Source organism: Psychrobacter sp. 16-MNA-CIBAN-0192 (genome assembly GCF_040309565.1).
In the GTDB taxonomy this organism is placed as follows: domain Bacteria; phylum Pseudomonadota; class Gammaproteobacteria; order Pseudomonadales; family Moraxellaceae; genus Psychrobacter.
The window spans coordinates 270,140-295,032 of sequence record NZ_JBEOOX010000002.1 but is presented as its reverse complement, the minus strand read 5'-3'; the positions used below and the strand labels follow the sequence as shown (position 1 = coordinate 295,032).

Below are 24,893 nucleotides of genomic sequence, written 5' to 3'. Positions count from 1 at the left end.
GCCTCATTTAATGCCATTTTAACCACGATTTTTTGTTTTTTACTTTTGCATGCTAGCTTATCTGGCTTATTATAGTCACATTCATCTCAGCCTGTTTTGACCCCTATGACTATAAAATCCGTTTCAAAAAAATCTTTAGCTATTACAACGGCTGAAACTTTAATCTTTAATACGCCTATTGATGTGAAAAATTGGATTAAATTACAAGCGCAAAGTTTAGGATTTGCCGACTGCGGATTTTTATCAGTACACCATCCTTTATTTGCTGAACAAATCACGCAGCTACAATCTTGGCTTGATAAAGGTTACGAAGGACAATTGCAATTTATGCATAATAATCATGAATTGCGCGCCAATCCTGAGCAGCTGGTCGAAGGCGCAAAAACCATCATTAGTGTACGTATGGATTACCTTACCCAAGCGCCAACACCGCGTACTGTCAGCGACAATAGTCATCCTAATAGTGCCATCATCGCCCGCTACGCCCGTGGTCGCGATTATCACAAGACCATGCGCAGCCGCCTCAAACAGCTTGCCCTAGATATTGAAGCCATGCTTCCTGAATGGCAACACTTAGATATTGGGCATAACACTGATTTTATATTTCGTCCCTTTAGTGATTCAGCACCTATTTTTGAGCGACCAATAGCAGATGCTGCGGGACTTGGCTGGACTGGCAAACATACTTTGCTACTTAATAAGCAAGCCGGTTCGTTTTTTGTGTTGGGCGAGCTCTTTATTAGCTTGGAGTTGCCTGACGATAAGCCTGTTGCTTCTCATTGTGGTAGTTGTAGCGCTTGTATTGATATCTGTCCCACTCAAGCGATAGTCGCGCCTTATGAGCTGAATGCTGCTGCCTGCATCTCTTACCTCACTATCGAGCATAAAGGGACGATAGATATCAAGTATCGCCGTGCTATCGGTAATCGAATATTTGGCTGTGATGATTGCCAACTGATTTGCCCGTGGAATCGTTATGCAAAAATAACCGCAGTCGAAGATTTTGCGCCGCGCCACAATCTTGATAATAGTGACTTAATCACCTTATGGAACTGGGATGAAGAAGAGTTTTTACAGAAAACGCAAGGTAGTCCTATTAGACGTACAGGTTATATTAGTTTTTTAAGAAATATTGCTATTGCCTTGGGTAATGCAACGGGTCAGCAATATCATATTGACCAGCTACGCTTTAAGCTTGGTATGCATGATGACACACTTGATGAGCATATTATTTGGGCAATAAAAGAACAAGAAATGAAAATAAATAATACTAAAAAAAGTTAACCAATAACAATGCCAGAATAATATTTTGCGTTATTTTAGACCTTTTATTCTCTGGTACTAAAACCATAAAAAAGCCCTTCTACCATGTAGAAGAGCTTTTATTACAACTTATTTTAAAATCACGTTCTTTACCATAAAAGATAAAAAGACGTCATATTATGGCTTTGGAATGCGTAGTACTTGACCTGGATAAATTTTATTTGGGTCAGATAACATAGGTTTGTTCGCTTCAAATATCTTCATATAATCATCAGTGCTGCCATATACACTTTGAGCAATCTTAGACAAGCTATCGCCAGATTTTACCGTATACATGGTTGATTCCGGTGCATCTTCTTCGATGCTAATATTATCAATCACTTTAGCAACATGCTGAACATTACCAATCGCGATAATAGCTTTTTCACGATCTGCTTGGGTTCTCGCTGAACCACTAATTTCTGCTGTATCAGTCGTGCCATTATATTTTACTTTTAAATCACTAATATTAAGATTTTGCTGTTGAATTCGGCGTAATAAGATATTAGCTACTGATTGCGCACTAGGCTCGCTTTCTTTCACTGGTGTACTGGTAGAAGCGTTGGTTTCTACCTTTGCTTGATGTTTAGCATCATCACGATTAAAAATCTTATCACCAATATCTTTTGCAAAACTGAAAACACCCATGTAATACCCCTTTACTTTTATTATTCATCATTGTTGTTAGTTATAATCAAAATATGGTAATGCATTAACTTAATAACATATCTAATTTATTAATTATTAAACCTTGTGCTTACCACTGCCAAAAAGTATACCAAAGCTAAAATTTTTTTATAGTAATCGTATGTTGAGTAATGTTGTATTCACGTGGTCTATGTTAATAGAATTTAATCTTTCTTAAGAAATTGATAATACTATATACGTGACTAACTCAATTGAAAATCTTATAAGCGCTTAATAAACACAAGGAATTTCAAAGCAAAAAAAACCGTCTATCTATTAAGATAAACGGTTACAAACACAGCTTATAACTTAACTTCATACTATAAAAGTATCAAAGATAAATTATAGTTGTGCTTGTACATAATCAACAGCTTTTTGAACAGTGGTCAATTCAGCTGAATCTTCATCAGGAATAGTGATACCAAAATCACTTTCGAATGACATAACAAGCTCAACCAAATCTAATGAATCAGCGCCAAGATCTTCCATGAAAGAAGATTCGTTTTTAACGTCTTCAATGTTCATACCCAATTGCTCTGCAACTGCTGACTTCACTCTTTGTTCAGTATCATTACTCATATGTGTTACTCCTATTTATTAATTTAAAAAAACCATAAAGTTATAGAATTACTTGACTGCCAATCAGACCATTTAACAGTTTTAGTCTGAGCATATTATTATGTTATAACAGCTTTGGCAGCCATTGAATGCATACTATCAGTAAATAATAATAGCAGTCTTTAATAAAAAAGTATCCAGTATTATAGCACCGTTGATTATAGTTTACACTCGTTCACACAGTTTTTTATTATCGAAGTGTAACGTTTTAATTCATGTTACATGTACATACCACCGTTAACAGGAATAACGGCTCCAGTAATATAACTGGCTTCATCACTGGCTAAAAATGATACAGCTGCAGCGATATCTTCAGGCTGCCCCAAACGACCGATTGGCACAGCATCCAGCATCGAATTTAGTAGACGCTCATCAAGCTCATCAGTCATGTCTGTTTCAATAAGACCTGGTGCAACACAATTAATCGTTACCTGACGTGATCCTATTTCGCGGGCAAGCGTACGGCTAAAGCCTTCTACGCCAGCTTTAGTCGCTGCATAGTTTGACTGTCCAGCGTTACCCATTTGCGCAACCACTGAGCTGATATTAATGATGCGACCACGGCGGGCTTTCATCATGCCACGAACTGCGCGTTTACTCATGCGATATATAGAAGTCAAATTGGTATCAATAACATTTTCCCAATCATCATCTTTCATACGCATCAGCAGACCGTCTTGGGTAATACCGGCATTATTCACTAATACTTGTACCGCGCCGTAGACACTTTCAATCTCTTCGAACAGCTTATCAATCTGTGCACTATCACGGACATCCAATACGCGTCCAATACCGCCCGCATCATGTAGGTAGCCATCAATAAGAGCAGCGCCTTTTTCAGTAGTGGCAGTACCAATAACAAAATGACCTTCTTTAGCAAAACGCTTTGCAACGGCTTTACCAATACCACGGCTGGCACCAGTGACTAAAATAATCGTACGGCTCATGATAATACCTCTATTAATTTGTCGAGTCGGGCAGGTTTGTCAATAGGATAGCTAATAATAGGTTGGGCTTGACGTTTTGCCAAGTTGCTAAGTACATTGCCACTACCACATTCAATCAAAATATTAATTTGTTTGTCAGATAATGCTTGCATGGTTTGTGACCACAATACCGGTTCACTCAACTGCTCAGTCAATGCCTGCTTAACCCCTTGAATACCTGTTTCAACGCGCGCATGACGATTTTGAATGACCGGAATAGTCGCTTGATCAAATTTAATAGCAGCCAACGCTTCAGCAAGCGCACTGCTAGCAGGTTTCATCAATGCACAATGTGACGGTACACTGACCTTTAACGGAATGGCTTTTTTGCCCGTATTCTGTACTTTATCAATCACTGCATTAACGCCCGCTGCATTGCCTGATATCACCACTTGTCCTGGACTGTTAAAGTTCGCCGCGCCCACTACCGCACCTTCCACATGCTCAGCTGCCTGCTCACATAAAGTCTCAACTCGACTATCTTCGAGCCCCAACACGGCTGCCATCGCTGTATCAACGTCTATCACTGCTTGCTGCATTAACTGTCCGCGCTTATGTACCAATTGTACTGCATCAGCAAAAGAGAGTACACCAGCGGCACATAACGCGCTATATTCTCCTAAAGAATGACCTGCCAAATAACAAGGCACGTGCGTCAACTTATCTTCTAGAATACGCCACAGAGCGATACTGACTGTCAATAATGCAGGCTGAGTATACTGGGTTTGATTCAGTTGCTCTTCATCTTGGCAAATTGCCCACAAATCTTCGCCAAGCGCTGAGCTAGCCTCAGCAAAAGTTTCATGAATTTGTGGATATACTTCAGCAAGTTCAGCTGCCATATTGACCGCTTGTGAACCTTGCCCAGGAAAGATAACCGCAATGCGAGGTGGCTGTGTTATTTTTATATCAGGTACAGATGCCATAGCCCATATTCCTTAGATGAATTGGAGAGGTACTGAGAATAAATAAAACGATATTTTAAAAGAACTGTCTAGAAAAAGAGCTCTCTAGAATTAGCTGGAGTCGAACAAAAATGGAGTCCTAAACATTATTGCAGAAAATTAAACTCACAAAAAAAGCCAAGTCATCCAGCCACATAATATATGATAGCGAAATAACTTGGCTTTTGTTAGCTTAACATTTACCGTCTACTAGCAACAGATTAGAATTGTTATGGCTCATATTGGCTACCACTGCATTCCTAAATCCCCTACTGTATAGTGATAAATTAAGCCTCTTGACTAACTTTGAACAATTGACGACCACGGTAAAAACCATCTTTAGTCATATGATGACGACGATGTTTTTCACCTGTAGTGGCATCAACGCTTAGTTCAGCCACAGTCATATGGTGATGTGAACGGCGCATGTCACGACGTGAACGGCTTTTGCGGCTTTTTTGAACGGCCATGATATAGCTCCTATACTTAAAGGGATAAGCTTGAAATTCAGCTTTAGACGATACTGACACAGGCTATCTAATCACAACAACCTAAGCCTTACGCATCATTAAATTATTTGATGTGCCACGTGCAATAAAAATCCAATTAAATCTAAACTCTATGGATAATTTGATCAATCGGGTTTTATTAGCAAGTATGCAATAAATCGGCCATTATACGCAGGTTTGCAGCAATAATAAACCCCCATTTTATGCTTCTCATGAAAGCTTATCGCCCAAACCTATCTAGGCAGATTAAAATCCTATCTGACAGGGTACTAAATACTTAACATCAATTAGATAATTTACCTTTTAAAGACAATAAAGCAGCAAAAGGATTTTCCTCTTCCTCTTCTTCTGGTAAGTCTCCTACTTGCGCAACACTCATCTCACAATCGTCATGCTTTGGGGCGAGAGGTGTTTTTAACAATATTTCATCTTCAATAATATTCTTAAGTAGCAATAAATTCTCAGGTGTCCGATCACTGACCACTTCTGACAACAATAAGAAATCTTGTTCGTCATTAACGAGGCGAACTTGGCTTTCATCTTCAAATAAGGCAATATCATGATCATCGGATAAATCAATATTAATCGGTTGCAAACAACGTTGACATGTCAACCATATTGCGCCGGTAACGGTAAAGGTAAGATACAATACATTATTACGACGGTATAAATTTACTGAAATTTCTAAATTTGACTGCTCATGCTCGTCATTCAATGCAGGAAGCAGACGATCAAAAGACAATGGCGCTACTGGACCGAACCATTCAAAACCAGTATCCGCCCATTTATCCAAAGGCAAATACTCAGGAACACTGAATAATGAAGAGGTTTTAGTATCGTCAGCGCGAACCGCTGATGGTTTGTTTGCTGGAGTGCTAGACATACGCGGCCTCATTGATCAAAAACGATGTATAATATTGCCAGTCATACTAACGGAAAGTGCCTTATTGCGCTAGCGCTAGTATGTTAATATTTTTTCTACTAAATATATAGAACACTTTGCTTTACAATTTCTTATTGGTTAAATATTTACTTATGATAACGTCTCTCACTCAGTCTAACTTCGCAAATTTACTATCGACTATTGAACGCAAAAATTTATTTTCGTATCTAGAAAAACGACAAAGTAAAAAAAGCAACCTGACTGATGGCAGCATTAATGTTGAAACTGACGCTCAATTAAGAAAGCTGTCGTTACAGTGGCAATATCTAGTCAATCAGCAACCTACTCACCTCTCAAAAGAATTAGTCAAAAAATGTGGATCGGTCAAACAGAACTTAGCTGAGGTCGCTATACATGGTAATTCTTCAGTTAAAGATAGCGAACAAGCAATGACAGACTGGCTAATTATATTATTTAATCATTTATTTAATCATAAACAAGTGATATTAGTTCGTGGTACTTGCGAGCCAGAATACTTCCCTGCACAGAATAACCAACCTGCAAGAATTGAGTTTGCTCATGGTTTTTTTGCCAGTGCACTGCATGAAATAAGCCATTTTTGCGTGGCAGGTCCACAGCGCAGACTGCTTCCTGACTTTGGCTACTGGTATGCAGCTGATGGACGTTCAGCGGCTCAGCAACAAGCATTTGAGCGTGTTGAAATTAAACCACAAGCTTTAGAGTGCTTATTTACCTTAGTCTGTGGACGCCTTTTTCAGGTGTCACAAGACAATCTATTTGCAGATTTTGATACTAGCGCCAGCACCTTTGCTCAGGATGTTTACCAACAAGCCCAAACCTATCTTGCTAAACCAGACACCCTACCGCCTGACGCTAAAACTTTGCTACATGGTTTATTAAAAGTTTGCAAAACTTCTTAGCCTATCTGCCAATATGACTGGTTCTCTACTCACAGTAATGCCTTAACTATAAACTTATATTTGCTTTACGCTATACTATCTAGGAATAGCAGTAGTTTACACATTAGCAAAGCTAATAATATCTATATTAAAAGCATTTTATCATCATATCTTTAATAACCAAAATCTAATAATTATAAAATAAGGAATTGTTATGCAAATATTTTATATTCATCCAGAAAACCCACAGCCACGTCTGATTGAACAAGTGGCAGAATTGTTACGCAAGGATCAGTTAATCATTTACCCAACGGATACTAGCTACGCTTTTGGCTGTCGCTTAGGTGCAAAGGATGCGTTAGAAAAACTTAAACGTATCCGTGAACTTGATGATAAACATCAATTTACCTTACTATGTCGTGACTTAAGTGAGATTGCCAATTATGCTGCAGTAGACAATGTGCAATTTAAACAGCTTAAAGCACATACACCTGCGCCAATTACCTTTATTTTAAATGCAACCAAAGATGTACCAAAAAGATTGGCTCATACAAAGAAAAAAACCATCGGTATTCGGGTACCAAGCAATGCTATTGCTCAAGCACTATTAGAGGCGATGGATGAGCCTATTTTAACCAGCTCATTAATACTGCCAAATCATGATGGTATTCTAGATGATCCTTTCGAGATTGAAGAGCTATTAGGTAATCAGATAGACGTGCTTATCAATGCTGGTATCAAAACCACTATGCTCACCACTATTATTGATATGACCAGTAGCCAACCTGAAATTATCAGACAAGGAGCTGCTAACGTTGAGTCATTGCTATTATAACGTCGCAAATATCATAGTCGGCTAAATAACACATGCAAAAAAGCTCCAATCGAATTGGAGCTTTTTTGTACACAGCTTATATTTATAATAAAATTAGTCGCGATCGACCAATTCTACATAAGCCATTGGTGCATTATCGCCATCACGATTTCCGCATTTTACGATACGCAAATAACCACCTGGACGCGTTTGGTAACGAGGACCTAACGTGCCAAATAACTTGCCTACCATAGCTTTACTACGCATACGGCTAAAAGCTAGACGACGATTCGCAACGCTGTCTTCTTTAGCCATAGTGATTAGTGGCTCAGCAACACGGCGTAATTCTTTCGCTTTTGGTAATGTTGTTTTAATCAGTTCATGCTCAAATAGTGAGTTGGTCATGTTCTGGAACATTGCCTTACGATGACTGCTGGTACGACCCAGCTTGACTCCACTCTTACGATGGCGCATGGTCAAATATCCTTAAAGTTTAACGGCTACGATAAGAAAAGCGATCATCAACACGTAAATCAGCTGGTGGCCAATTATCAAGGCGCATGCCCAGCTCTAAATCTTTAGATGCTAGTACGTCTTTGATTTCTGTTAATGATTTCTTACCAAGATTTGGGGTTTTAAGTAGTTCAGTCTCTGAACGCTGGACCAAATCACCGATATAGTAAATGTTTTCAGCTTTTAAACAATTGGCTGAGCGAACCGTTAGTTCAAGATCGTCAACAGGGCGTAATAGCACTGGATCGACCTCTTCTTTTTCTTTCACAGGCTCAGGCGCTTCTTCAGCTTCTAAATCAACAAAGATAGAAATCTGTTGTTGTAAAATAGTAGCTGCTTTACGAATTGCTTCTTCTGGATCGATAGTGCCGTTAGTTTCAAGCTCAATGATAAGACGGTCAAGATCAGTACGTTGTTCTACACGTGCGTTCTCAACCTGATAAGCGACTCGCAGTACTGGACTAAAACTTGCATCAAGTTTTAAGCGACCAATAGCTTTGGTATCACCATCTTCACGGCGTTGATTTGCAGGCTCGTATCCACGACCCATCACCACACGCAGACGCATTTTTAAATGGCCACGCTCGCTTAATGTACCCAATACCAATTCTGGATTGATAATGTCCACATTGTGCGGTAAGGCAATATCTGCAGCAGTAATAGTGCCTGGACCTTGTTTGTCCAAGGTCAAAAATACTTCATTCTGGTCATGAAGCGTAATGGCCAAACCTTTAAGATTCAAAAGTAAGTCCAATACATCTTCTTGCAAACCTTCAAGAGTTGAGTATTCATGGTTAACACCATCAATCTCAGCTTCAATAACAGCAGCACCAGGTAATGAAGATAGCAAGATGCGACGTAAGGCATTACCTAAGGTGTGCCCAAAGCCGCGCTCTAACGGTTCGAGTGTGACTTTCGCGATCGTTTCATTAACCGTGTCCACGTTAATGGCGTTAGGCGTTAGAAACTCAGTTGCATTTAGCATCATGATGTCACCTCGATTTATTTAACTGGTTTAATTAACGCTAATTGCCCAACGCTGTAAATACAGCATTGAGCAATACGTTATTTACTTAGAGTATAGCTCAACGATTAAGCTTTCGTTGATTTCAGCAGGTAGATCGATACGATCAGGCGCTTTTTTGAACGTGCCTTGAAGTTTGCTGTGATCAACATCTAGCCATTCTGGAATACCACGTTGGGTAGCCAGCTCAATTGCGTTTTTAATACGTAACTGCTCGCGAGACTTCTCTTGGATAGCGATGACATCACCATCTTGCAACTGGATTGATGGAATGTTCACACGAACAAATTCATCACGACCAGCTTTTTTTACCATAACAGTACGATGACTGACTAGCTGACGTGCTTCAGCGCGTGTTGAGCCAAAGCCCATGCGATAAACAACGTTGTCTAGACGACTTTCTAGCATAGCCAGTAAGTTTTCACCTGTAGCGCCACGCTTACGAGCCGCTTCTTTATAGTAGTTAGCGAATTGGCGTTCTAAAACACCATAAATACGCTTAACTTTTTGTTTTTCACGCAGCTGTAATGCATATTCCGAAGTCTTATTACGGCTAACGCCATGTTGACCAGGTGGACGACCAGCTTTTTTCGTTTTTACGTCATAAGGTTTAACACCAGACTTAAGACCTAAGTCCGTGCCTTCACGACGTGATAATTTGAGTTTTGGTCCAATATAACGGGCCATTGTTATGTCTCCTATAAGCTTTTATTATAAAAAGCTTCGTCTTTAATATTAGACGCGGCGCTTTTTCGGCGCACGGCAACCATTGTGTGGAATTGGGGTTACATCAGAGATGCTATTTACTTTATAACCCAATGCACCTAGCGCTCTTACCGCAGACTCACGACCCGGTCCTGGTCCTTTGACCAAAACATCGATATTCTTAACACCATATTCTTGAGCCGCTTTACCAGCGACTTCAGCTGCAACCTGAGCTGCAAATGGTGTAGATTTACGTGAACCACGGAAGCCTTGTCCACCTGAAGTGGCCCAAGCCAAAGCATTACCTTGACGATCAGTAATCGTAACAATGGTGTTATTAAAAGACGCATGGATATGGGCAATGCCCTCCGATACCGAACGACGAGTCACCTTTTTGCGACTGCGAGTGTCTTTTGCCATCTTTTAGCTTCCTAAGTTAATTATCTTTTGAGAGGGCGTGTCGGACCCTTACGAGTACGAGCGTTATTCTTGGTATTCTGACCTCTAACTGGTAAGTTACGACGATGGCGAATGCCACGATAACAACCAAGATCAACCAAGCGCTTAATATTCATTGACACTTCACGACGAAGATCACCTTCAGTCGTGTATTCTGCAACTTGTGCACGGATAGCATCTAACTGTGTATCATCTAACTGACTGACTTTAGTAGTAGGGGCAATGCCAACTGCTTCTAAGATTTTCTGAGCAGTAGTACGGCCTACACCAAAGATGTAAGTTAGTGAAATAACAGCATGCTTATTATCCGGAATGTTTACGCCGGCAATACGAGCCATTCATTTCTCTCCATTAAAGAAAAATAAGTCTTGTTGATGACACAACAACGCCTTATTTCTCAGATTTGTTGCTGTCAATATCTATATTCTTATTACTATTATTATCAGCTAACTTGTATAACAAGCTAGAAAAAAACGTTAAGGTATAAAAATTATCGATATAAACTACGGCAAGTGGCGGATGATATCGCATCCGCCGTTATATTTCAAGTATTAATTTAATTAGTGAAATAGCTACTTAAAGCTATTTTGCTTAAATTATTAACCTTGACGTTGCTTGTGGCGCGGTTCTGCTGTGCAAATAATATGCACACGGCCTTTACGACGTACAACTTTACAGCTACCACAGATTTTCTTAACTGATGCTTGAACTTTCATAGCATACTCCTTGAGAGATCACACCGCTCATTTAAGGCTGAGTGGGCGATTGGATTAACGTCTGATCGTGATATTGATGGGTCATCAAATGCGCTTGAATCTGTGAGATAAAGTCCATGACCACCACTACCATAATGAGTAACGAGGTACCACCAAGGTGGAACGGTACTCCAAATGAGGACTGGATAATCATCGGCATCAAACAAATAACCGTCATGTATATCGCTCCAATAAAAGTTAGGCGATTTAATACATGATCAAGATAACGCTGAGTTTGTTGTCCGGGACGAATACCGGGAATATACGCACCGCTACGTTTAAGGTTTTCAGCAACTTCACGTGGACTAAAGACTAATGCAGTATAAAAGTAGCAAAAGAAAATAATCATTGCCCCAAACAACACCAGATAAAGCGGTTGTCCTGGAGACAATACTAAAGCCATATTTTGTAGTATTTTTTGCATAAGCGTCGGATCTGGCGATTGACCAACCCATTGCCCTAAACTCGCAGGAAACAATAACAAAGAACTTGCAAAAATAGCAGGAATAACCCCTGCCATATTTATCTTCAGTGGCAAATGTGACTGCTGCTGAGCATAAATTTTGCGACCTTGCTGCTGTTTTTGTGCATAGTTTACCGGTACGCGGCGCTGAGCACGTTCAATATAAACGATACCCGCGGTAACCGCGATACCCAATACTACAAATATGAAAAGGACAATAAGGTTCATTTGACCTTGATTGACCTGTTCAATAGACTGTGAAATCATACCTGGCATACCGGCAACAATACTGGCAAAGATCAGCATTGAAATACCATTTCCTACGCCGCGTTCTGTAATCTGCTCGCCGAGCCACATTAAGAACATAGCGCCCGCTACCAATGAGGTAACTGCTGGAATATAAAAGGTAAGACCAGAAGATAAAGTTAGGTTTTGACTAATAAGTCCGGCACACATCCCAAGGGATTGTATTAGTGCTAAAGCAAGCGTTCCCTGACGGGTATACTTGTTAAGCTTACGTCGCCCTGCCTCACCCTCTTTCTTTAATGCTTCAAGCGACGGTAGTACCGCCGACATCATTTGCACAATAATAGATGCTGAAATATAAGGCATAATCCCAAGCGCCATGATAGACATTCGCTCAAGCGCACCACCAGAGAACATGTTAAACATGCTTAATATGGTATTTTCATTACGCGAAAACAGATCTGCCAAGCTAACTGGATTAATACCAGGTACTGGTATATGAGACCCTAAACGATAGACAATCAATGCACCAATCAAAAACAGTAAGCGTGTCCAAAGCTCGTCATACTTACGTATAAAAGCAAAAGGATTTAGCGGAATACCAGCCGAGGACATTGATTGTTTTGACACGTTGTTACTCCTCGATGCTACCACCAGCAGCTTCGATTGCTAGCTTAGCGCCTTTAGTCACTTTGATACCTTTAAAAGTATAAGCTTTAGTGACATCGCCTGATAACATGATACGCGCACGTTTCATGTCGTGACGAATAAGGTTGGCTGCTTTTAATGTTGCAATGCTAACCACATCGCCTTCAATTTTATTCAGTTCAGACAAACGGACTTCAGCAGTCGTCATTGCCATTTTACTGGTAAAACCAAATTTTGGTAGACGGCGATATAATGGTGTTTGACCACCTTCAAATCCTGAACGAACGCTAGAACCTGAACGTGATTTCTGACCTTTTACACCACGACCACCTGTTTTACCAAGACCTGAACCGATACCACGACCACGACGTTGGGCAGTTTTCTTGGCGCCAACACCTGGTGATAATTCATTTAATCTAAGTCCCATTACGCTTCCTCCACTTTTACCAAGTAGTTAACGCGATTGACCATACCACGAGTTGAAGGAGTATCTTCAACTACAACTGAATGGTTAATTCGGCGTAAACCCAATCCTTTCAAGCTCGCTTTGTGGCTCTTGAGGCGATGGGCACCTGATTTCACTTGAGTGACTTTCATTGTTTTCATTGTAACTCACCTAGTCTAAGTTAGCCCAAAATTTCGTCTACAGATTTACCACGTTTCGCTGCCATCTTTTCTGGAGTTGACATATCACGTAAACCATTGAACGTCGCGCGAACAACGTTAGCAGTGTTGGTAGAACCATAACATTTAGTCAAAACGTCTTTGACACCAGCAACTTCCAATACAGCACGCATTGCGCCACCAGCGATTACGCCAGTACCTTCAGATGCAGGTTGCATATAGACTTTACTTGCACCATGACGTGCTTTGATTGGATGATGCAAAGTCGCTTCATTCAATTCAACAGTAATCATATTGCGTTTGGCAGCTTCTAGTGCTTTTTGAATAGCAGCTGGAACTTCACGTGCTTTACCACGACCAAAACCAACGCGACCATTGCCATCACCCACTACAGTCAATGCAGTGAAAGAGAAAATACGACCACCTTTAACAACTTTTGCAACGCGATCAACGGTAACTAAGCGTTCTACTAGACCGTCAGTCTGTTCATTTTTATCATTTTTATCATTTCTAGCCATGATTAAAACTCCAATCCGTTTTCGCGAGCGGCTTCAGCTAAAGCTTTAACTCGACCATGATATTTAAAACCACTACGGTCAAAAGCAACTTTAATAATGCCAGCGGCCTTTGCACGTTCTGCGATCATTTGACCTACAGAAGTAGCAGCCTCAGCATTACCAGTCGCGCCTGAACGCAAGCTGCTGTCTAAGGTTGATGCCTGAGCAATCACTTCACCACCGGTTGGAGAGATAATTTGGGCATAAATATGTCTTGGCGTGCGAGTAACCGTCAAGCGATGAACGCCTAAAAAACGGATATGCGCGCGGGTTTTCTTAGCTCGACGCAGACGAGCTGCTTTTTTATCAAACATTTCAACTCACCTTATTTTTTCTTAGCTTCTTTACGAATCACATGTTCGTCGCTATAGCGAATACCTTTACCTTTATAAGGCTCTGGTGGGCGGAAACCGCGGATTTTAGCCGCTGCTTGACCAAGCTGCTGCTTATCGTTAGATTTTAGAACGATTTCAGTTTGCGTTGGGGTTTCAGCCGATACACTTTCAGGTAACGTATATTCTACTGGATGTGAATAACCCACGTTTAGGGTAATTTTATTGCCAGTAGCTTGCGCGCGATAACCAACACCAATTAACTGAAGGCGTCTTTCAAAGCCTTCGTTAACGCCAATTACTAAATTATTTAGTAAAGAGCGCATGGTGCCAGTATGCATCATGGCTTCTTTTGAGTCGGCTACAGGTGAGAGAAGAATTGCATCATCTTCCTGTTTTAGCTCGACCAATTCATGCAGGCGTAAAGACATATTGCCGTTCTTGCCTTTAACTTCGACCTGCCGATCGTTCAAAGTAACGCTCACGCCGTTTGGCAGCGTCACTGGGGCTTTAGCCACACGAGACATAGGAGTATTCCTTAAAAAATTAACTTGCTTTTATTAGCGAAAAAACTAACAGGCTAAAAAGCGTGTTAGTTTAGCATAGTTGACCGCGTTAGACACCTATCAATATGAAATAATTAATTATTATCCAATTAATAGACGTCTAAGTAAAGCCAAATAGACTTTATCGTTGTATAGCTTACGCTACAAATGCAACGACTTCACCACCGATACCAGCAGCACGGGCAGCACGATCGCTCATGATACCTTGGCTGGTAGAAACGATAGCAACACCCATACCCTGCTTAACAGTAGGGATAGCGTCTTTACCACGATGCTGGCGTAAACCAGGACGGCTAAAACGTTGGATGGTTTCGATAACCGGCTTACCTTCGAAATATTTTAGTTCGATAGATAGAGTGGCTTTATTATTTGCTTCTTCAGTAACAACAGCATTTGCTACAAAGCCTTCGCTAACCAATAAATCAGCAATTGATTTACGTAGTTTTGAGCTTGGCATTGCTACAGAAACTTTATTAGCCATTTGTGCGTTACGAATACGGGTTAGCATATCCCCAACTGTATCTTGCATACTCATGTAGTTACCCCTTACCAGCTAGCTTTACGAACACCAGGCACATCGCCTTGCATGACACGTTCACGTAGCATATTACGTGATAAGCCAAACTTGCGGAAGTAGCCATGAGGACGACCAGTGATAGCACAACGATTACGCAAACGTACTGGTGATGAGTTACGTGGTAGAGCTTGAAGCTCTAACATGGCATCCATACGCGCTTCGTCAGTTGCATTAATATCATTGATGGTTTCTTTTAGCTTCATACGCTTGTCGGCGTATTTAGCCACTGCTTTTTCGCGCTTCAATTCGCGATTAATCATGCTTTTCTTTGCCATAACGTCTTTACCTTATTTAAATGGGAAGCCGAATGCTTTAAGTAACGCACGACCTTCATCATCATTAGCTGCTGACGTGGTAATGGTCACATCCATACCGCGGATACGATCAATTTTATCGAAGTCTACTTCTGGGAATACAATTTGTTCTTTGATACCCAGTGAGTAGTTACCACGACTGTCAAAAGCTTTAGGTGAAAAACCACGGAAGTCACGAATACGAGGAATTGCAACGGCAATGAGACGATCTAAAAATTCGTACATTTGCTCGCCACGTAGCGTTACTTTACAGCCGATTGGCCATTCTTCACGAATCTTGAAGCCAGCTATTGATTTGCGTGCTTTGGTGACGACAGGTTTTTGACCAGCGATAGCGGTCATATCAGCTACTGCACCTTCAAGCAATTTCTTGTCTTGAGACGCGCCGCCTACACCCATGTTAAGTGTGATTTTAGTGATTTTAGGCACTTGCATCACGTTGTCTAAACCAAGCTCTTCTTTGATTTGCTGCTTTAGTTCGTTGTTATATAAAGATCTTAATCTTGCCATTACCATTACACCCTTAGTGTCTTACGCAGTCGCCACAACTTCACCATTTGAGCGGTAAACACGGTTTTTAACACCGTCTTCGCCAGTCTGGTAAGATATACGGTCTGCTTTTTGGGTTTGCGCATTTAGAATTGCGACGTTTGAGATATGCAAGAAAGCTTCTTGCTTAAGAATGCCGCCTTCAACGCCAGTTGCCTGATTTGGCTTCTGATGTTTAGTGACAATATTAATGCCTTCAACTTTGATGCGGTCATTTTTTACGGCTTGAACAGTGCCTTGCTTGCCTTTGTCTTTCCCAGCAATCACAATAACTGTATCGCCTTTTCGTAATTTAGCCATGGATTACCTCACAATACTTCTGGTGCTAGGGATACAATTTTCATAAACTGATCACCACGTAGTTCACGAGTTACCGGTCCAAAAATACGAGTTGCAATCGGTGCTTTGTTTTGGTTCAACAATACCGCAGCATTGTCATCAAAACGTAAAACCGAACCATCAGGACGACGAACGCCTTTTTTGGTACGTACAACTACCGCATTCATCACATCGCCTTTTTTAACACGACCGCGAGGAATGGCTTCTTTAACCGTTACTTTAATGATGTCGCCGACTGATGCATAACGACGATGAGAGCCACCCAGTACTTTAATGCACTGAACTCGTCTTGCACCGCTATTATCTGCAACTTCCAGCATAGATTCAACCTGAATCATAGCGTTACTCCACACGTATGAGCAATGAAAGCCAGTTGCTGCCGCGAGCACAGTATGAGTCGGCGGCATTGTAGTAATAATAACCGCAGCTTACTCTTAATATATACCATATACGCTCGGCGCAATCAGCATTCTTAAAAAGGCGGACATTTTAACAGCTTCTGGCTTTTAATGCAATTTACTTAGATTTTCTCTACTTTTTCAACCACATCAACTAAAGTCCAAGACTTAGTTTTTGAGATTGGACGCGTTTCTTTGATGCGGACAAGGTCGCCTTGTTGGCAAACATTGTTCTCATCATGGGCTTTGATCTTAGTAGAACGACGAAGCTGCTTGCCATATAAAGGATGACGAACCAGACGCTCAATCAAAACCGTGATGGACTTGTCCATCTTGTCACTGACAACTCGTCCTGTCAGAACACTAGCATTGGTCGTTGCTTGATTGTTATCGCTCATGAGTCGCCTCGTTGTTTCTCGTTAATCAAAGTCTGAAGTTGAGCAATCGCACGACGATTGACACGTACTTCATGGGTATTCCCCAACTGACCGGTTGCTTTAGCCATACGAATACGGAAAGCATCAAGTTGCTTTTCATCAAGTAACTGAGTCAGTTCTTCTAATGATTTATCACGTAATTCACTGATCTTCATTACATTATCGTCCGCTTAACAATGGTAGTTTTAAAGGGCAGTTTTGCTGCAGCAAGCGTTAAGGCTTCGCGAGCAAGCTCTTCTGAGACCCCTTCGAGTTCATATAGCATTTTACCAGGTTTGACTTCGCATACCCAATACTCTACAGGACCTTTACCCTTACCCATACGCACTTCTAGAGGCTTGTTGGTGATAGGCTTGTCTGGGAAAACACGAATCCAGATTTTACCACCACGCTTAATTTTACGAGTAATGGTACGACGTGCTGCTTCAATTTGACGCGCTGTCATACGACCACGAGTCAAAGATTTTAGACCAATTTGTCCAAATGCAACGGTGCTTCCACGATGAGCAAGCCCTGTGTTACGACCTTTGTGCATTTTACGAAACTTGGTACGTTTTGGCTGTAACATAGTTTAACCTCTGTCTGAGTTTCGACGGTTTCCACCACGACCACGGCGTTTTGGCGCACGCGGCTCTTCTTTGACGGGATTGTATACACTGTTCATACCGTCAAGGATTTCGCCACGGAAAATCCAAACTTTTACACCGATGGTGCCGTAAGTGGTTTCCGCACGTACTGATGCATAATCAATATCGGCACGTAGCGTATGTAATGGTACACGACCTTCACGATACCATTCAGTACGAGCAATCTCAGCACCGCCAAGACGGCCAGACAGCTCAACTTTGATACCTTTAGCACCAGAACGCATGCTGTTCTGTACCGCACGCTTCATTGCACGGCGGAACATAACACGGCGCTCAAGCTGACTACCAATACCATCAGCTACTAGGCGAGCATCAAGGTCAGGAGATGTGATTTCTTCAATGTTGACCTGAGCAGGTACGCCCATCATTTTGGTCAATTCTTTTTGAAGCTTCTCAATATCTTCGCCTTTCTTACCAATGACGATACCAGGACGCGCAGTAGCAATCGTAATTTTAGCGGCGCCAGTAGGACGCTCAATCGTGATATGACTGATCATAGCACTAGCTAGTTTTTTACGTAGATATTCACGTACACGAATGTCGTTGATTAGGTATTCTGAGTATTGTTTTGGGCTAGCATACCAGTTTGCGTTATGCTTCTTGACAACACCAAGACGAATTCCGATTGGATGTACTTTTTGACCCATAGCTTATTCTCCTACCTTTATAGTGATGTGACAGGTACGCTTGCTGATACGGTCAGCGCGACCTTTAGCACGTGGTAGGATACGCTTTAGCGTGATGCCTTCATCAACAAAAATAGTAGCGACTTTTAGGCCGTCAATATCTAAGCCGTGATTATGTTCGGCATTAGCGATGGCTGAGTTAAGACATTTCTTAACAAAGACAGCGCCTTTTTTATTGCTATACGTCAGGATATCCAAAGCACGCTCAATAGATTTGCCACGAACTTCATCAGCAACGAGTCGAACTTTTTGTGCCGAAATGGCGGCACCGCGTAATTTTGCAGTTACTTCCATGGTGAGCACCTTATCTCTTAGCTTTTTTGTCAATGCCATGACCACGATACGTACGAGTCGGGGCAAATTCACCTAGTTTATGACCAACCATCTGTTCACTTACGATAACCGGTACATGAGTACGGCCATTATGAACTGATAAAGTTAGGCCAACCATTTGTGGCAGAATCATTGAGCGGCGCGACCAAGTTTTAATTGGCTTGCGTGAGTTGGTGTCTAATGCATTCTCAACTTTAGCAAACAGGTGCGCGTCTATGAATGGACCTTTTTTCAATGAACGAGGCATGAAATTCTTCCTTTATTTCTTCTTGGCGCGACGGATGATCATACTGTCAGTACGCTTATTATGACGCGTTTTAAGTCCTTTAGACTTCTGACCCCAAGGGCTAGTAGGATGGCGACCTTTGTTACGACCTTCACCACCACCATGTGGGTGATCAACAGGGTTCATCGCCACACCACGAACTGATGGACGAATGCCACGCCAACGTGAAGCACCAGCTTTACCAAGTGATTTCAAGTTGTTTTCAGTGTTAGATACTTCACCAATAACGGCACGGCAATTCACGTGAACGCGGCGAGTCTCGCCTGAACGTAAACGAATGATTGCATAAATACCATCACGACCTAGTAACTGAACGCTTGTACCCGCTGCGCGAGCAATCTGTGCACCCTTACCGATTTTAAGTTCGATATTGTGAATCACAGTACCCAATGGGATATTTTTTAGCGGTAAGCAGTTACCTGGACGAATTGGTGATGCTTCACCTGACATTACTGTATCGCCTACTGCTTGCTTTTTAGCAGCAATGATATAACGACGTTCGCCATCAGCGTACTTAAGTAATGCAATATGTGCAGTACGGTTAGGATCGTATTCGATACGCTCTACCGTGGCTGGGATATTGTCTTTAGTACGTTTGAAGTCAATAATACGATAATGTTGTTTATGACCGCCGCCAATATGACGAGTGGTGATACGACCATTATTATTACGACCACCTGTCTTGCTTTTTGATTCTAGAAGCGCTGCAAACGGGCGACCTTTATATAGGTGCGGATGCACTACTTTTTCAACAAAACGACGGCCTGGTGATGTTGGCTTTGCTTTTACGATAGGCATGAGTGTTATCCTTATTCGTTGTTCGCTGTTTCACTAGTAGAAGCAGTCGTATTCGCGACCTCTTCACCAGCATCAGCCATTTGTACATCGTGACCAGCTTTTAAGGTGACATAGGCTTTTTTGTAGTCATTACGACGGCCGATGTTTTTACCAAAACGCTTTGTCTTACCTTTAACATTCAAAGTGTTTACTTTTAAAACTTCAACACCTTCAAACATTAGCTCAACTGCTTTTTTGACTTCAAGCTTAGTAGCATTAGAGTCAATTTTAAATACCTGCACGCCAAGTGAATCACCAAGCATTTGAGATTTTTCTGAGAATACAGGTCCTCTTAAGACCTGATAAAGTCTTGCGTTATTCATGCTAGTGCTTCCTCAAATTGTTTCGCAGCTTCAACTGACATGATTACTTTATCAAAAGCAATCAAGCTCACTGGATCCACTTCACTTGTATCAAGTACATTGACATGTGGAATGTTGCGTGCCGCTAAGTATAAATTTTCATCAACTTCTTTGGTGATGATTAATGCACGTGGTGCATTCAATTCACTTAGCTTCGCAATCAGCTCTTTAGTCTTAGGTGCAGAAATGGTCAATTCTTCAACCAAAATCAGACGCTCTTGGCGAATCAATTCGGCTAGAATGCACTGCATAGCACCGCGATACATTTTACGGTTAACTTTTTGTGACCAATCTTGTGGTTTGGCAGCAAATGCACGTCCGCCCCCACGCCAGATTGGGCTACGAATAGAACCTGCACGAGCGCGACCAGTACCTTTTTGGCGCCATGGCTTAATGCCACCGCCAGAAACTTCGGCACGGGTTTTTTGTGCACGTGTACCTTGGCGAGCACCAGCAAGATATGCGGTGACAACCTGATGCACTAGCGCTTCGTTGAATTCACGACCGAAAGCCGTATCAGAAAGCTCAACTGCCGCCCCTGTAACTGTTTTTAAATCCACGTTAATCCCCTTGCTTAGGCTTTGACTGACGGACGTACGATGACATCGCCACCGGTGGCACCTGGGATAGCACCCTTGATGACAAGTAACCCTTTTTCAACATCAACCGATATCACTTCTAGGCCTTGAACGGTAACGCGTTTGTTACCCATCTGACCTGGCATTTTCTTGCCTTTGAAGACTTTACCTGGTGACTGGTTTTGACCAGTTGAACCAATGGCACGGTGAGATACTGAGTTACCATGAGTGGCATCTTGCATGCTGAAGTTGTGACGCTTCACGCCGCCTTGAAAGCCTTTACCTTTACTGTTTCCAGTGACATCAACCATCTGACCTTGTTCGAACAAGTCAGCTAGGATCTCACCACCAATTTCACGACCTTCAAGATCGCTATCATTGGCACGAAATTCCCAAACACCACGACCAGCTGCAACACCAGCTTTAGCGAAGTGACCTTTTTGTGCGGCTGTTACGCGGCTGTCACGACGGGTACCTGTGGTAACTTGAATGGCTTGATAGCCATCTACATCAGTATTTTTTACTTGAGTAATGCGGTTCGCACTGATCTCAACTACTGTTACAGGGATAGATGCGCCTGCTTCAGTGAAGACACGGGTCATGCCGCATTTTTTACCGACTAAACCAATCGCCATTTTAAACCTCTTTATATCTTCTATTAATGGTTTGGGTGTTTAATGTGCATTAACCCAAAGCAATTTGAACGTCGACACCCGCCGCTAAATCAAGCTTCATTAACGCGTCCACAGTTTTGTCAGTAGGCTGAACGATATCAACCATGCGCTTGTGAGTACGGATTTCATACTGGTCACGTGCGTCTTTATTGACGTGTGGAGAGGTCAAAACGTTGAAACGCTCGATGCGAGTCGGCAACGGTACAGGACCACAAACTTGCGCACCGGTGCGCTTTGCAGTATCAACGATCTCTTGTGCAGATTGATCAATCAGACGATGATCAAAAGACTTAAGACGGATACGGATTCTCTGGTTAGCCATGCCAGCAAGCTCCTAATATGGGTTTTTGTCATTCTTGCTTTGCAAAGATATGAACAAAAGCCGTTTGGTTAAATATTCACTTTAAGCGGCCTTCTGATCTTAACCAGAATGAGTTCTTTTAATTGAACTTATAGCATGCCAAAAGCAAAATAGTTTAAAGCCCCGCCGACCCTTCCGTTATAGGATGTCAGCAAAGGCATAATGAAATAGTGCCAGAAACGATGCTCTAGCTGTCATAGCGCCAGCTGTTTGATTGGCTGCGCATATATAATTCAGTGGTCTGTATTATACATAGTATTTAGCTCATTGCAAGGATAATATCGATAGCGAGTTGAGGTATCACTCTTTATTAATAAACATTTTCCTCTGTAATATCTTTATCTTATCCTGTTATTAACCGTCATAATTCTAGTGAGCAAACTTAAGCTAACGCTAATCTAATACGATGTCATATTGCTCTTGGGTGTATAGGCTTTCTACCTCAAAGGTAATCACTCGACCTAAAAGATACTCTAAGTCAGCGACGGTATCTGCTTCTGAGGTGAGTAATAGGTCAATAACGGCAGCATGAGCCACGACCGTGAACTTTTTAGGCGAATTGTAGGTACGGGCACAGCGCATGATTTCACGAAATATCTCAAAACAGACGGTTTCTGCTGTTTTAACAAAGCCGCGACCTTGACAGGTAGAGCACGGCTCACATAACTGCTGCCCCAGCGATTCGCGGGTACGCTTACGGGTCATCTCAACCAAGCCCAGCTCACTCACTTGGGTAATATTAGACTTGGCGTAATCTTGGGCTAATTGTACTTGCAGACTTTCTAAAACATCATCTTTATGCGGCTGCTCTAGCATATCAATAAAATCTAGAATAATAATCCCGCCTAGATTACGCAGACGCAATTGACGGGCTATCGCATGAGTGGCTTCTAAGTTGGTTTTATAAACCGTATCTTCTAAGGAGCGACCACCGACGAAAGAGCCGGTATTGACATCAATAGTAGTCATGGCTTCGGTTTGATCAATAATCAGATAACCACCAGATTTTAAATCAACACGGCGTTTTAGGGCATCCCGTAAATCGTCTTCAACGCGGTGCACATCGAACAAGGCAGGCTCAGCGGTATAATGGACAATCCGATCATAAACAAAAGGCACAAATTCTTTAGCAAACGCTCTTACTTCGGTATATATTTTTTCATTATCAATAATGACCTTTTCGGTATCGCCATGAACCAAGTCGCGGATGGAACGTAACGGCAAAGACAACTCTTGGTAAATGAGCTCCGAGCTCCTTTGATGATTGATTTCTTGACGGCGGGCGCAGATAGTACGCCACAGTTGCACCAGATAATAGATATCTTCTTCAAGCTTATCTACCGGTACACGCTCAGCAGCGGTACGGGCAATCAATCCGCCTTTGAGATTGACAGTCTGCATCAGGCTCGTCAGTTCAGTCTTTAAGCGGCTGCGTTCTTCATCCCCATCAATCCGCTGTGAGATACCAATATGGTCGCTTGACGGTAAGTAGACCAGATAACGGGATGGCAAAGAGATATTGGTAGTCAGGCGTGCGCCCTTACTGCCCAACTGATCTTTGGTGACTTGCACAAGAATACGCTGGCTTTCATGAAGTCTGTGCTGAATTAAACTTTTACCTGAGGTCGTCACAGTGCTAATTGTGGTGACAACATCAGTAGACTGAGCACTTACGACGGGCGGAGTTACAGCTAAGTCGCTATCCAAGATAACGGCTGCCGTACCCTCGGTGACGTCTGCCTTCACTTTTTTATTGACAACCGGACGCGGTTCACGCTGCATGTCATTAACATGTAAAAATGCGGTGCGCGATTGTCCGATATCAACGAACGCTGCCTGCATGCCAGGTAACACACGTACTACAGTGCCCAGATATATGTTACCCACCAAGCCCAGTTTATGGTGGCGCTCGATATAAATCTCGCCCAGTACACCATTATCTAAGACTGCCACACGGGATTCCATCGGACTGACATTAATCAGCAGCTCTTCAGACATAGTGCTTCTTCTCTTGTTATCGTTTTATCAACATAGATATTATTAAGGGGATTTCTTTACGATATGACTGTCTATAAATTAACGAATTATTTTACTAAACAACTATTATATTTAGCGAGTAATACTCATCACGTAATAGCAGTCATAAAGGCAGCCTAGTGTAGCAAACGCGCCCTAACTCTGCTTACTATCCTGCTGTGATATTATGTGTCTGCACGGCTTGAGTAATTTAGCAGCGCTTCACATTCGTGTTGCGCTTGATGTACTAAGGCTAGGGTTTGCGCTAAGGGCAAACCAACAACATTGGTATAGCTGCCATTAATGCGCGTCACCCATGCTGCTGCTAAACCTTGAATACCATAACCGCCCGCTTTATCAGCAGGTTCGTCAGTATGCCAATATCCTGCCATCATCTCTGTAGTTAATGGTACAAAGGTAACATCGGTACGTTCGATAATATGTTGTTGCCAGATGATTGACAATACGCCCTTATCATCACCGTTATCATTAGTATATTCATTATCGTGATTAACACTACATCTAGCCAGCACGGTTGCTTGTACTGCTGTCCATACTTGATGCGTAGCGTCAGACATTTGCTGCCACATGCTATAGGCGTGTTCGCGGTCTGTAGGCTTGACCAAAACGGTTTTGCCATCCGGCAGCACACCAATGGTATCGGCGGTCAGGATAAGTAACGGTGAGTAATGGGTATCTGACGATAGACAAGGCTTTGAGTGAGTGTTACCCCACTCCGCCTGTAATTGAGCAACCGTTGCCTCAGCTTTGGTTGCTACCATGCGCTCAATATAATCTTGTGGACTTTCCTGTTGATGCGGTGTTTCATCGATATCAACGCTAATGATAGTAAAGTCGAGCTGGGCGCTGGTCAAAAGTTCGCGGCGGCGCGGCGAACCAGAAGCCAATAGGATATCCATAATGACTCTCTTTTATCTTATTTG

At 42.1% G+C, this 24,893-nt stretch carries 39 protein-coding genes; 3 read left to right on the top strand and 36 right to left on the bottom strand.

Annotated features, from left to right (window positions below):
• Window positions 1-105: 105 nt before the first annotated feature.
• Window positions 106-1,284 carry a tRNA epoxyqueuosine(34) reductase QueG gene (queG, locus tag AAEY78_RS03235; protein ID WP_352337253.1) on the top strand — a complete coding sequence of 393 codons (1,179 nt, stop codon included), beginning with the start codon at window positions 106-108 and terminating at the stop codon, window positions 1,282-1,284.
• Between the two features lie 156 nt (window positions 1,285-1,440).
• Here the strand turns inward: queG and lysM are convergent, their stop codons facing one another.
• The 6 genes from lysM to AAEY78_RS03205 all read right to left on the bottom strand — a co-directional run bounded on the left by lysM (window position 1,441) and on the right by AAEY78_RS03205 (window position 5,929).
• Window positions 1,441-1,950, bottom strand: a complete 510-nt coding sequence (gene lysM, locus AAEY78_RS03230) for a peptidoglycan-binding protein LysM (protein WP_352337251.1) — start codon at window positions 1,948-1,950, stop codon at window positions 1,441-1,443.
• 381 nt (window positions 1,951-2,331) lie between these two features.
• Window positions 2,332-2,568 (bottom strand): acyl carrier protein, encoded by a 237-nt coding sequence (gene acpP / locus AAEY78_RS03225; RefSeq protein WP_352337250.1) that lies wholly within the window; start codon window positions 2,566-2,568, stop codon window positions 2,332-2,334.
• Window positions 2,569-2,825: 257 nt separating this feature from the next.
• Window positions 2,826-3,560, bottom strand: coding sequence for a 3-oxoacyl-ACP reductase FabG (gene fabG, locus AAEY78_RS03220; protein WP_352337328.1), 735 nt, complete (start codon window positions 3,558-3,560; stop codon window positions 2,826-2,828).
• Complete coding sequence (gene fabD / locus AAEY78_RS03215) at window positions 3,551-4,519, bottom strand: ACP S-malonyltransferase (RefSeq protein WP_352337248.1); 969 nt, start codon at window positions 4,517-4,519, stop codon at window positions 3,551-3,553. The genes fabG and fabD overlap by 10 nt, the downstream gene beginning before the upstream one ends.
• Window positions 4,520-4,824: 305 nt before the next feature.
• On the bottom strand, window positions 4,825-5,007 hold the full coding sequence (rpmF, locus tag AAEY78_RS03210; RefSeq protein WP_062533653.1) for a 50S ribosomal protein L32: 183 nt from the start codon (window positions 5,005-5,007) through the stop codon (window positions 4,825-4,827).
• Between the two features lie 322 nt (window positions 5,008-5,329).
• On the bottom strand, window positions 5,330-5,929 hold the full coding sequence (locus AAEY78_RS03205; protein WP_352337246.1) for a YceD family protein: 600 nt from the start codon (window positions 5,927-5,929) through the stop codon (window positions 5,330-5,332).
• A gap of 152 nt (window positions 5,930-6,081) precedes the next feature.
• Between AAEY78_RS03205 and AAEY78_RS03200 the strand changes: the two genes are divergently transcribed.
• Both AAEY78_RS03200 and AAEY78_RS03195 read left to right on the top strand, forming a co-directional pair.
• The gene (locus tag AAEY78_RS03200) at window positions 6,082-6,870 is read left to right on the top strand and encodes an elongation factor P hydroxylase (RefSeq protein ID WP_352337245.1); all 789 of its coding nucleotides are present in this window, start codon (window positions 6,082-6,084) and stop codon (window positions 6,868-6,870) included.
• 193 nt (window positions 6,871-7,063) lie between these two features.
• Entirely contained in the window at window positions 7,064-7,684 is a 621-nt protein-coding gene (locus AAEY78_RS03195) for an L-threonylcarbamoyladenylate synthase (protein ID WP_352337243.1), read from the top strand.
• A gap of 93 nt (window positions 7,685-7,777) precedes the next feature.
• Here AAEY78_RS03195 and rplQ read toward each other — a convergent pair whose 3' ends face one another.
• The 30 genes from rplQ to AAEY78_RS03045 form a co-directional block, all read right to left on the bottom strand.
• Window positions 7,778-8,137 carry a 50S ribosomal protein L17 gene (gene rplQ / locus AAEY78_RS03190; protein WP_182407069.1) on the bottom strand — a complete coding sequence of 120 codons (360 nt, stop codon included), beginning with the start codon at window positions 8,135-8,137 and terminating at the stop codon, window positions 7,778-7,780.
• A gap of 19 nt (window positions 8,138-8,156) precedes the next feature.
• Window positions 8,157-9,164 carry a DNA-directed RNA polymerase subunit alpha gene (locus AAEY78_RS03185; protein ID WP_182407068.1) on the bottom strand — a complete coding sequence of 336 codons (1,008 nt, stop codon included), beginning with the start codon at window positions 9,162-9,164 and terminating at the stop codon, window positions 8,157-8,159.
• 81 nt (window positions 9,165-9,245) lie between these two features.
• Window positions 9,246-9,887, bottom strand: coding sequence for a 30S ribosomal protein S4 (rpsD, locus tag AAEY78_RS03180; protein ID WP_058025563.1), 642 nt, complete (start codon window positions 9,885-9,887; stop codon window positions 9,246-9,248).
• A gap of 48 nt (window positions 9,888-9,935) precedes the next feature.
• Entirely contained in the window at window positions 9,936-10,325 is a 390-nt protein-coding gene (gene rpsK / locus AAEY78_RS03175; protein ID WP_045454458.1) for a 30S ribosomal protein S11, read from the bottom strand.
• Window positions 10,326-10,345: 20 nt separating this feature from the next.
• Entirely contained in the window at window positions 10,346-10,702 is a 357-nt protein-coding gene (gene rpsM, locus AAEY78_RS03170; RefSeq protein ID WP_182407067.1) for a 30S ribosomal protein S13, read from the bottom strand.
• Between the two features lie 261 nt (window positions 10,703-10,963).
• On the bottom strand, window positions 10,964-11,080 hold the full coding sequence (gene rpmJ / locus AAEY78_RS03165; RefSeq protein WP_010196721.1) for a 50S ribosomal protein L36: 117 nt from the start codon (window positions 11,078-11,080) through the stop codon (window positions 10,964-10,966).
• Between the two features lie 31 nt (window positions 11,081-11,111).
• A complete protein-coding gene (secY, locus tag AAEY78_RS03160) occupies window positions 11,112-12,443 on the bottom strand; it encodes a preprotein translocase subunit SecY (RefSeq protein WP_352337327.1) in 1,332 nt (443 codons plus the stop codon).
• Between the two features lie 19 nt (window positions 12,444-12,462).
• Window positions 12,463-12,903: a 50S ribosomal protein L15 gene (gene rplO, locus AAEY78_RS03155; RefSeq protein ID WP_352337240.1), complete on the bottom strand. Its 441-nt coding sequence runs from the start codon at window positions 12,901-12,903 to the stop codon at window positions 12,463-12,465.
• Window positions 12,903-13,082 carry a 50S ribosomal protein L30 gene (gene rpmD, locus AAEY78_RS03150; protein WP_182407065.1) on the bottom strand — a complete coding sequence of 60 codons (180 nt, stop codon included), beginning with the start codon at window positions 13,080-13,082 and terminating at the stop codon, window positions 12,903-12,905. Before rpmD ends, rplO begins: the two co-directional genes overlap by 1 nt.
• Before the next feature lie 20 nt (window positions 13,083-13,102).
• Window positions 13,103-13,618 (bottom strand): 30S ribosomal protein S5, encoded by a 516-nt coding sequence (gene rpsE, locus AAEY78_RS03145; RefSeq protein ID WP_182407064.1) that lies wholly within the window; start codon window positions 13,616-13,618, stop codon window positions 13,103-13,105.
• Window positions 13,619-13,620: 2 nt separating this feature from the next.
• Window positions 13,621-13,971 carry a 50S ribosomal protein L18 gene (gene rplR, locus AAEY78_RS03140; RefSeq protein WP_352337238.1) on the bottom strand — a complete coding sequence of 117 codons (351 nt, stop codon included), beginning with the start codon at window positions 13,969-13,971 and terminating at the stop codon, window positions 13,621-13,623.
• 11 nt (window positions 13,972-13,982) lie between these two features.
• Complete coding sequence (gene rplF, locus AAEY78_RS03135) at window positions 13,983-14,516, bottom strand: 50S ribosomal protein L6 (protein WP_182407062.1); 534 nt, start codon at window positions 14,514-14,516, stop codon at window positions 13,983-13,985.
• Between the two features lie 175 nt (window positions 14,517-14,691).
• Window positions 14,692-15,090 (bottom strand): 30S ribosomal protein S8, encoded by a 399-nt coding sequence (rpsH, locus tag AAEY78_RS03130; RefSeq protein WP_352337236.1) that lies wholly within the window; start codon window positions 15,088-15,090, stop codon window positions 14,692-14,694.
• An 11-nt stretch (window positions 15,091-15,101) separates the two neighbouring features.
• Complete coding sequence (gene rpsN / locus AAEY78_RS03125) at window positions 15,102-15,407, bottom strand: 30S ribosomal protein S14 (RefSeq protein WP_352337234.1); 306 nt, start codon at window positions 15,405-15,407, stop codon at window positions 15,102-15,104.
• A 12-nt stretch (window positions 15,408-15,419) separates the two neighbouring features.
• Window positions 15,420-15,956: a 50S ribosomal protein L5 gene (gene rplE / locus AAEY78_RS03120; protein ID WP_182407059.1), complete on the bottom strand. Its 537-nt coding sequence runs from the start codon at window positions 15,954-15,956 to the stop codon at window positions 15,420-15,422.
• Window positions 15,957-15,977: 21 nt separating this feature from the next.
• On the bottom strand, window positions 15,978-16,295 hold the full coding sequence (rplX, locus tag AAEY78_RS03115) for a 50S ribosomal protein L24 (protein ID WP_182407058.1): 318 nt from the start codon (window positions 16,293-16,295) through the stop codon (window positions 15,978-15,980).
• A gap of 8 nt (window positions 16,296-16,303) precedes the next feature.
• Window positions 16,304-16,672 carry a 50S ribosomal protein L14 gene (gene rplN, locus AAEY78_RS03110; protein WP_010196702.1) on the bottom strand — a complete coding sequence of 123 codons (369 nt, stop codon included), beginning with the start codon at window positions 16,670-16,672 and terminating at the stop codon, window positions 16,304-16,306.
• 182 nt (window positions 16,673-16,854) lie between these two features.
• On the bottom strand, window positions 16,855-17,130 hold the full coding sequence (gene rpsQ, locus AAEY78_RS03105; RefSeq protein WP_011512856.1) for a 30S ribosomal protein S17: 276 nt from the start codon (window positions 17,128-17,130) through the stop codon (window positions 16,855-16,857).
• On the bottom strand, window positions 17,127-17,324 hold the full coding sequence (rpmC, locus tag AAEY78_RS03100) for a 50S ribosomal protein L29 (protein WP_011279794.1): 198 nt from the start codon (window positions 17,322-17,324) through the stop codon (window positions 17,127-17,129). The genes rpsQ and rpmC overlap by 4 nt, the downstream gene beginning before the upstream one ends.
• Window positions 17,324-17,737, bottom strand: coding sequence for a 50S ribosomal protein L16 (rplP, locus tag AAEY78_RS03095; RefSeq protein WP_079690995.1), 414 nt, complete (start codon window positions 17,735-17,737; stop codon window positions 17,324-17,326). The genes rpmC and rplP overlap by 1 nt, the downstream gene beginning before the upstream one ends.
• A 3-nt stretch (window positions 17,738-17,740) precedes the next feature.
• Window positions 17,741-18,463 (bottom strand): 30S ribosomal protein S3, encoded by a 723-nt coding sequence (rpsC, locus tag AAEY78_RS03090; RefSeq protein WP_352337230.1) that lies wholly within the window; start codon window positions 18,461-18,463, stop codon window positions 17,741-17,743.
• Window positions 18,464-18,466: 3 nt separating this feature from the next.
• Entirely contained in the window at window positions 18,467-18,796 is a 330-nt protein-coding gene (gene rplV, locus AAEY78_RS03085) for a 50S ribosomal protein L22 (protein ID WP_182407054.1), read from the bottom strand.
• Between the two features lie 10 nt (window positions 18,797-18,806).
• On the bottom strand, window positions 18,807-19,082 hold the full coding sequence (rpsS, locus tag AAEY78_RS03080) for a 30S ribosomal protein S19 (protein WP_010196682.1): 276 nt from the start codon (window positions 19,080-19,082) through the stop codon (window positions 18,807-18,809).
• A 12-nt stretch (window positions 19,083-19,094) separates the two neighbouring features.
• Window positions 19,095-19,919 carry a 50S ribosomal protein L2 gene (gene rplB, locus AAEY78_RS03075; protein WP_182407053.1) on the bottom strand — a complete coding sequence of 275 codons (825 nt, stop codon included), beginning with the start codon at window positions 19,917-19,919 and terminating at the stop codon, window positions 19,095-19,097.
• 11 nt (window positions 19,920-19,930) lie between these two features.
• Complete coding sequence (gene rplW / locus AAEY78_RS03070) at window positions 19,931-20,281, bottom strand: 50S ribosomal protein L23 (RefSeq protein WP_182407052.1); 351 nt, start codon at window positions 20,279-20,281, stop codon at window positions 19,931-19,933.
• On the bottom strand, window positions 20,278-20,880 hold the full coding sequence (gene rplD, locus AAEY78_RS03065) for a 50S ribosomal protein L4 (RefSeq protein ID WP_182407051.1): 603 nt from the start codon (window positions 20,878-20,880) through the stop codon (window positions 20,278-20,280). The genes rplW and rplD overlap by 4 nt, the downstream gene beginning before the upstream one ends.
• 14 nt (window positions 20,881-20,894) lie before the next feature.
• Window positions 20,895-21,533, bottom strand: a complete 639-nt coding sequence (gene rplC, locus AAEY78_RS03060) for a 50S ribosomal protein L3 (protein WP_062533677.1) — start codon at window positions 21,531-21,533, stop codon at window positions 20,895-20,897.
• 49 nt (window positions 21,534-21,582) lie between these two features.
• Window positions 21,583-21,894, bottom strand: a complete 312-nt coding sequence (rpsJ, locus tag AAEY78_RS03055; RefSeq protein WP_010196670.1) for a 30S ribosomal protein S10 — start codon at window positions 21,892-21,894, stop codon at window positions 21,583-21,585.
• 432 nt (window positions 21,895-22,326) lie between these two features.
• Window positions 22,327-23,931, bottom strand: coding sequence for an Rne/Rng family ribonuclease (locus AAEY78_RS03050; protein ID WP_352337226.1), 1,605 nt, complete (start codon window positions 23,929-23,931; stop codon window positions 22,327-22,329).
• Window positions 23,932-24,134: 203 nt separating this feature from the next.
• Window positions 24,135-24,869, bottom strand: a complete 735-nt coding sequence (locus AAEY78_RS03045; protein WP_352337224.1) for a Maf family protein — start codon at window positions 24,867-24,869, stop codon at window positions 24,135-24,137.
• Window positions 24,870-24,893: the final 24 nt, after the last annotated feature.

Excerpts from the sequence above, each read along its gene's own strand:
- rpmJ (WP_010196721.1), bottom strand. The coding sequence starts at position 11,080 with ATGAAAGTTCAAGCATCAGTTAAGAAAATCTGTGGTAGCTGTAAAGTT.
- rplO (WP_352337240.1), bottom strand. The coding sequence starts at position 12,903 with ATGGGACTTAGATTAAATGAATTATCACCAGGTGTTGGCGCCAAGAAA.
- secY (WP_352337327.1), bottom strand. The coding sequence starts at position 12,443 with ATGTCCTCGGCTGGTATTCCGCTAAATCCTTTTGCTTTTATACGTAAG.
- AAEY78_RS03200 (WP_352337245.1), top strand. The coding sequence starts at position 6,082 with ATGATAACGTCTCTCACTCAGTCTAACTTCGCAAATTTACTATCGACT.
- rplV (WP_182407054.1), bottom strand. The coding sequence starts at position 18,796 with ATGGAAGTAACTGCAAAATTACGCGGTGCCGCCATTTCGGCACAAAAA.
- rpsE (WP_182407064.1), bottom strand. The coding sequence starts at position 13,618 with ATGGCTAGAAATGATAAAAATGATAAAAATGAACAGACTGACGGTCTA.
- AAEY78_RS03205 (WP_352337246.1), bottom strand. The coding sequence starts at position 5,929 with ATGTCTAGCACTCCAGCAAACAAACCATCAGCGGTTCGCGCTGACGAT.
- rplX (WP_182407058.1), bottom strand. The coding sequence starts at position 16,295 with ATGGCTAAATTACGAAAAGGCGATACAGTTATTGTGATTGCTGGGAAA.
- rplF (WP_182407062.1), bottom strand. The coding sequence starts at position 14,516 with ATGTCTCGTGTGGCTAAAGCCCCAGTGACGCTGCCAAACGGCGTGAGC.
- AAEY78_RS03050 (WP_352337226.1), bottom strand. The coding sequence starts at position 23,931 with ATGTCTGAAGAGCTGCTGATTAATGTCAGTCCGATGGAATCCCGTGTG.
- rpsK (WP_045454458.1), bottom strand. The coding sequence starts at position 10,325 with ATGGCAAAAGACACTCGCAGTCGCAAAAAGGTGACTCGTCGTTCGGTA.
- rplW (WP_182407052.1), bottom strand. The coding sequence starts at position 20,281 with ATGAATAACGCAAGACTTTATCAGGTCTTAAGAGGACCTGTATTCTCA.
- AAEY78_RS03195 (WP_352337243.1), top strand. The coding sequence starts at position 7,064 with ATGCAAATATTTTATATTCATCCAGAAAACCCACAGCCACGTCTGATT.
- lysM (WP_352337251.1), bottom strand. The coding sequence starts at position 1,950 with ATGGGTGTTTTCAGTTTTGCAAAAGATATTGGTGATAAGATTTTTAAT.
- rpsD (WP_058025563.1), bottom strand. The coding sequence starts at position 9,887 with ATGGCCCGTTATATTGGACCAAAACTCAAATTATCACGTCGTGAAGGC.
- rpmC (WP_011279794.1), bottom strand. The coding sequence starts at position 17,324 with ATGAAGATCAGTGAATTACGTGATAAATCATTAGAAGAACTGACTCAG.
- rpsJ (WP_010196670.1), bottom strand. The coding sequence starts at position 21,894 with ATGGCTAACCAGAGAATCCGTATCCGTCTTAAGTCTTTTGATCATCGT.
- queG (WP_352337253.1), top strand. The coding sequence starts at position 106 with ATGACTATAAAATCCGTTTCAAAAAAATCTTTAGCTATTACAACGGCT.
- rpsC (WP_352337230.1), bottom strand. The coding sequence starts at position 18,463 with ATGGGTCAAAAAGTACATCCAATCGGAATTCGTCTTGGTGTTGTCAAG.
- rpmD (WP_182407065.1), bottom strand. The coding sequence starts at position 13,082 with ATGAAAACAATGAAAGTCACTCAAGTGAAATCAGGTGCCCATCGCCTC.
- rpsM (WP_182407067.1), bottom strand. The coding sequence starts at position 10,702 with ATGGCTCGTATTGCCGGCGTAAACATTCCGGATAATAAGCATGCTGTT.
- AAEY78_RS03045 (WP_352337224.1), bottom strand. The coding sequence starts at position 24,869 with ATGGATATCCTATTGGCTTCTGGTTCGCCGCGCCGCCGCGAACTTTTG.
- acpP (WP_352337250.1), bottom strand. The coding sequence starts at position 2,568 with ATGAGTAATGATACTGAACAAAGAGTGAAGTCAGCAGTTGCAGAGCAA.
- rpmF (WP_062533653.1), bottom strand. The coding sequence starts at position 5,007 with ATGGCCGTTCAAAAAAGCCGCAAAAGCCGTTCACGTCGTGACATGCGC.
- rpsN (WP_352337234.1), bottom strand. The coding sequence starts at position 15,407 with ATGGCAAAGAAAAGCATGATTAATCGCGAATTGAAGCGCGAAAAAGCA.
- rpsS (WP_010196682.1), bottom strand. The coding sequence starts at position 19,082 with ATGCCTCGTTCATTGAAAAAAGGTCCATTCATAGACGCGCACCTGTTT.
- rpsH (WP_352337236.1), bottom strand. The coding sequence starts at position 15,090 with ATGAGTATGCAAGATACAGTTGGGGATATGCTAACCCGTATTCGTAAC.
- rpsQ (WP_011512856.1), bottom strand. The coding sequence starts at position 17,130 with ATGAGCGATAACAATCAAGCAACGACCAATGCTAGTGTTCTGACAGGA.
- rplP (WP_079690995.1), bottom strand. The coding sequence starts at position 17,737 with ATGTTACAGCCAAAACGTACCAAGTTTCGTAAAATGCACAAAGGTCGT.
- rplB (WP_182407053.1), bottom strand. The coding sequence starts at position 19,919 with ATGCCTATCGTAAAAGCAAAGCCAACATCACCAGGCCGTCGTTTTGTT.
- fabD (WP_352337248.1), bottom strand. The coding sequence starts at position 4,519 with ATGGCATCTGTACCTGATATAAAAATAACACAGCCACCTCGCATTGCG.
- rplC (WP_062533677.1), bottom strand. The coding sequence starts at position 21,533 with ATGGCGATTGGTTTAGTCGGTAAAAAATGCGGCATGACCCGTGTCTTC.
- rplN (WP_010196702.1), bottom strand. The coding sequence starts at position 16,672 with ATGATTCAGGTTGAATCTATGCTGGAAGTTGCAGATAATAGCGGTGCA.
- rplR (WP_352337238.1), bottom strand. The coding sequence starts at position 13,971 with ATGTTTGATAAAAAAGCAGCTCGTCTGCGTCGAGCTAAGAAAACCCGC.
- AAEY78_RS03185 (WP_182407068.1), bottom strand. The coding sequence starts at position 9,164 with ATGATGCTAAATGCAACTGAGTTTCTAACGCCTAACGCCATTAACGTG.
- rplE (WP_182407059.1), bottom strand. The coding sequence starts at position 15,956 with ATGGCAAGATTAAGATCTTTATATAACAACGAACTAAAGCAGCAAATC.
- rplQ (WP_182407069.1), bottom strand. The coding sequence starts at position 8,137 with ATGCGCCATCGTAAGAGTGGAGTCAAGCTGGGTCGTACCAGCAGTCAT.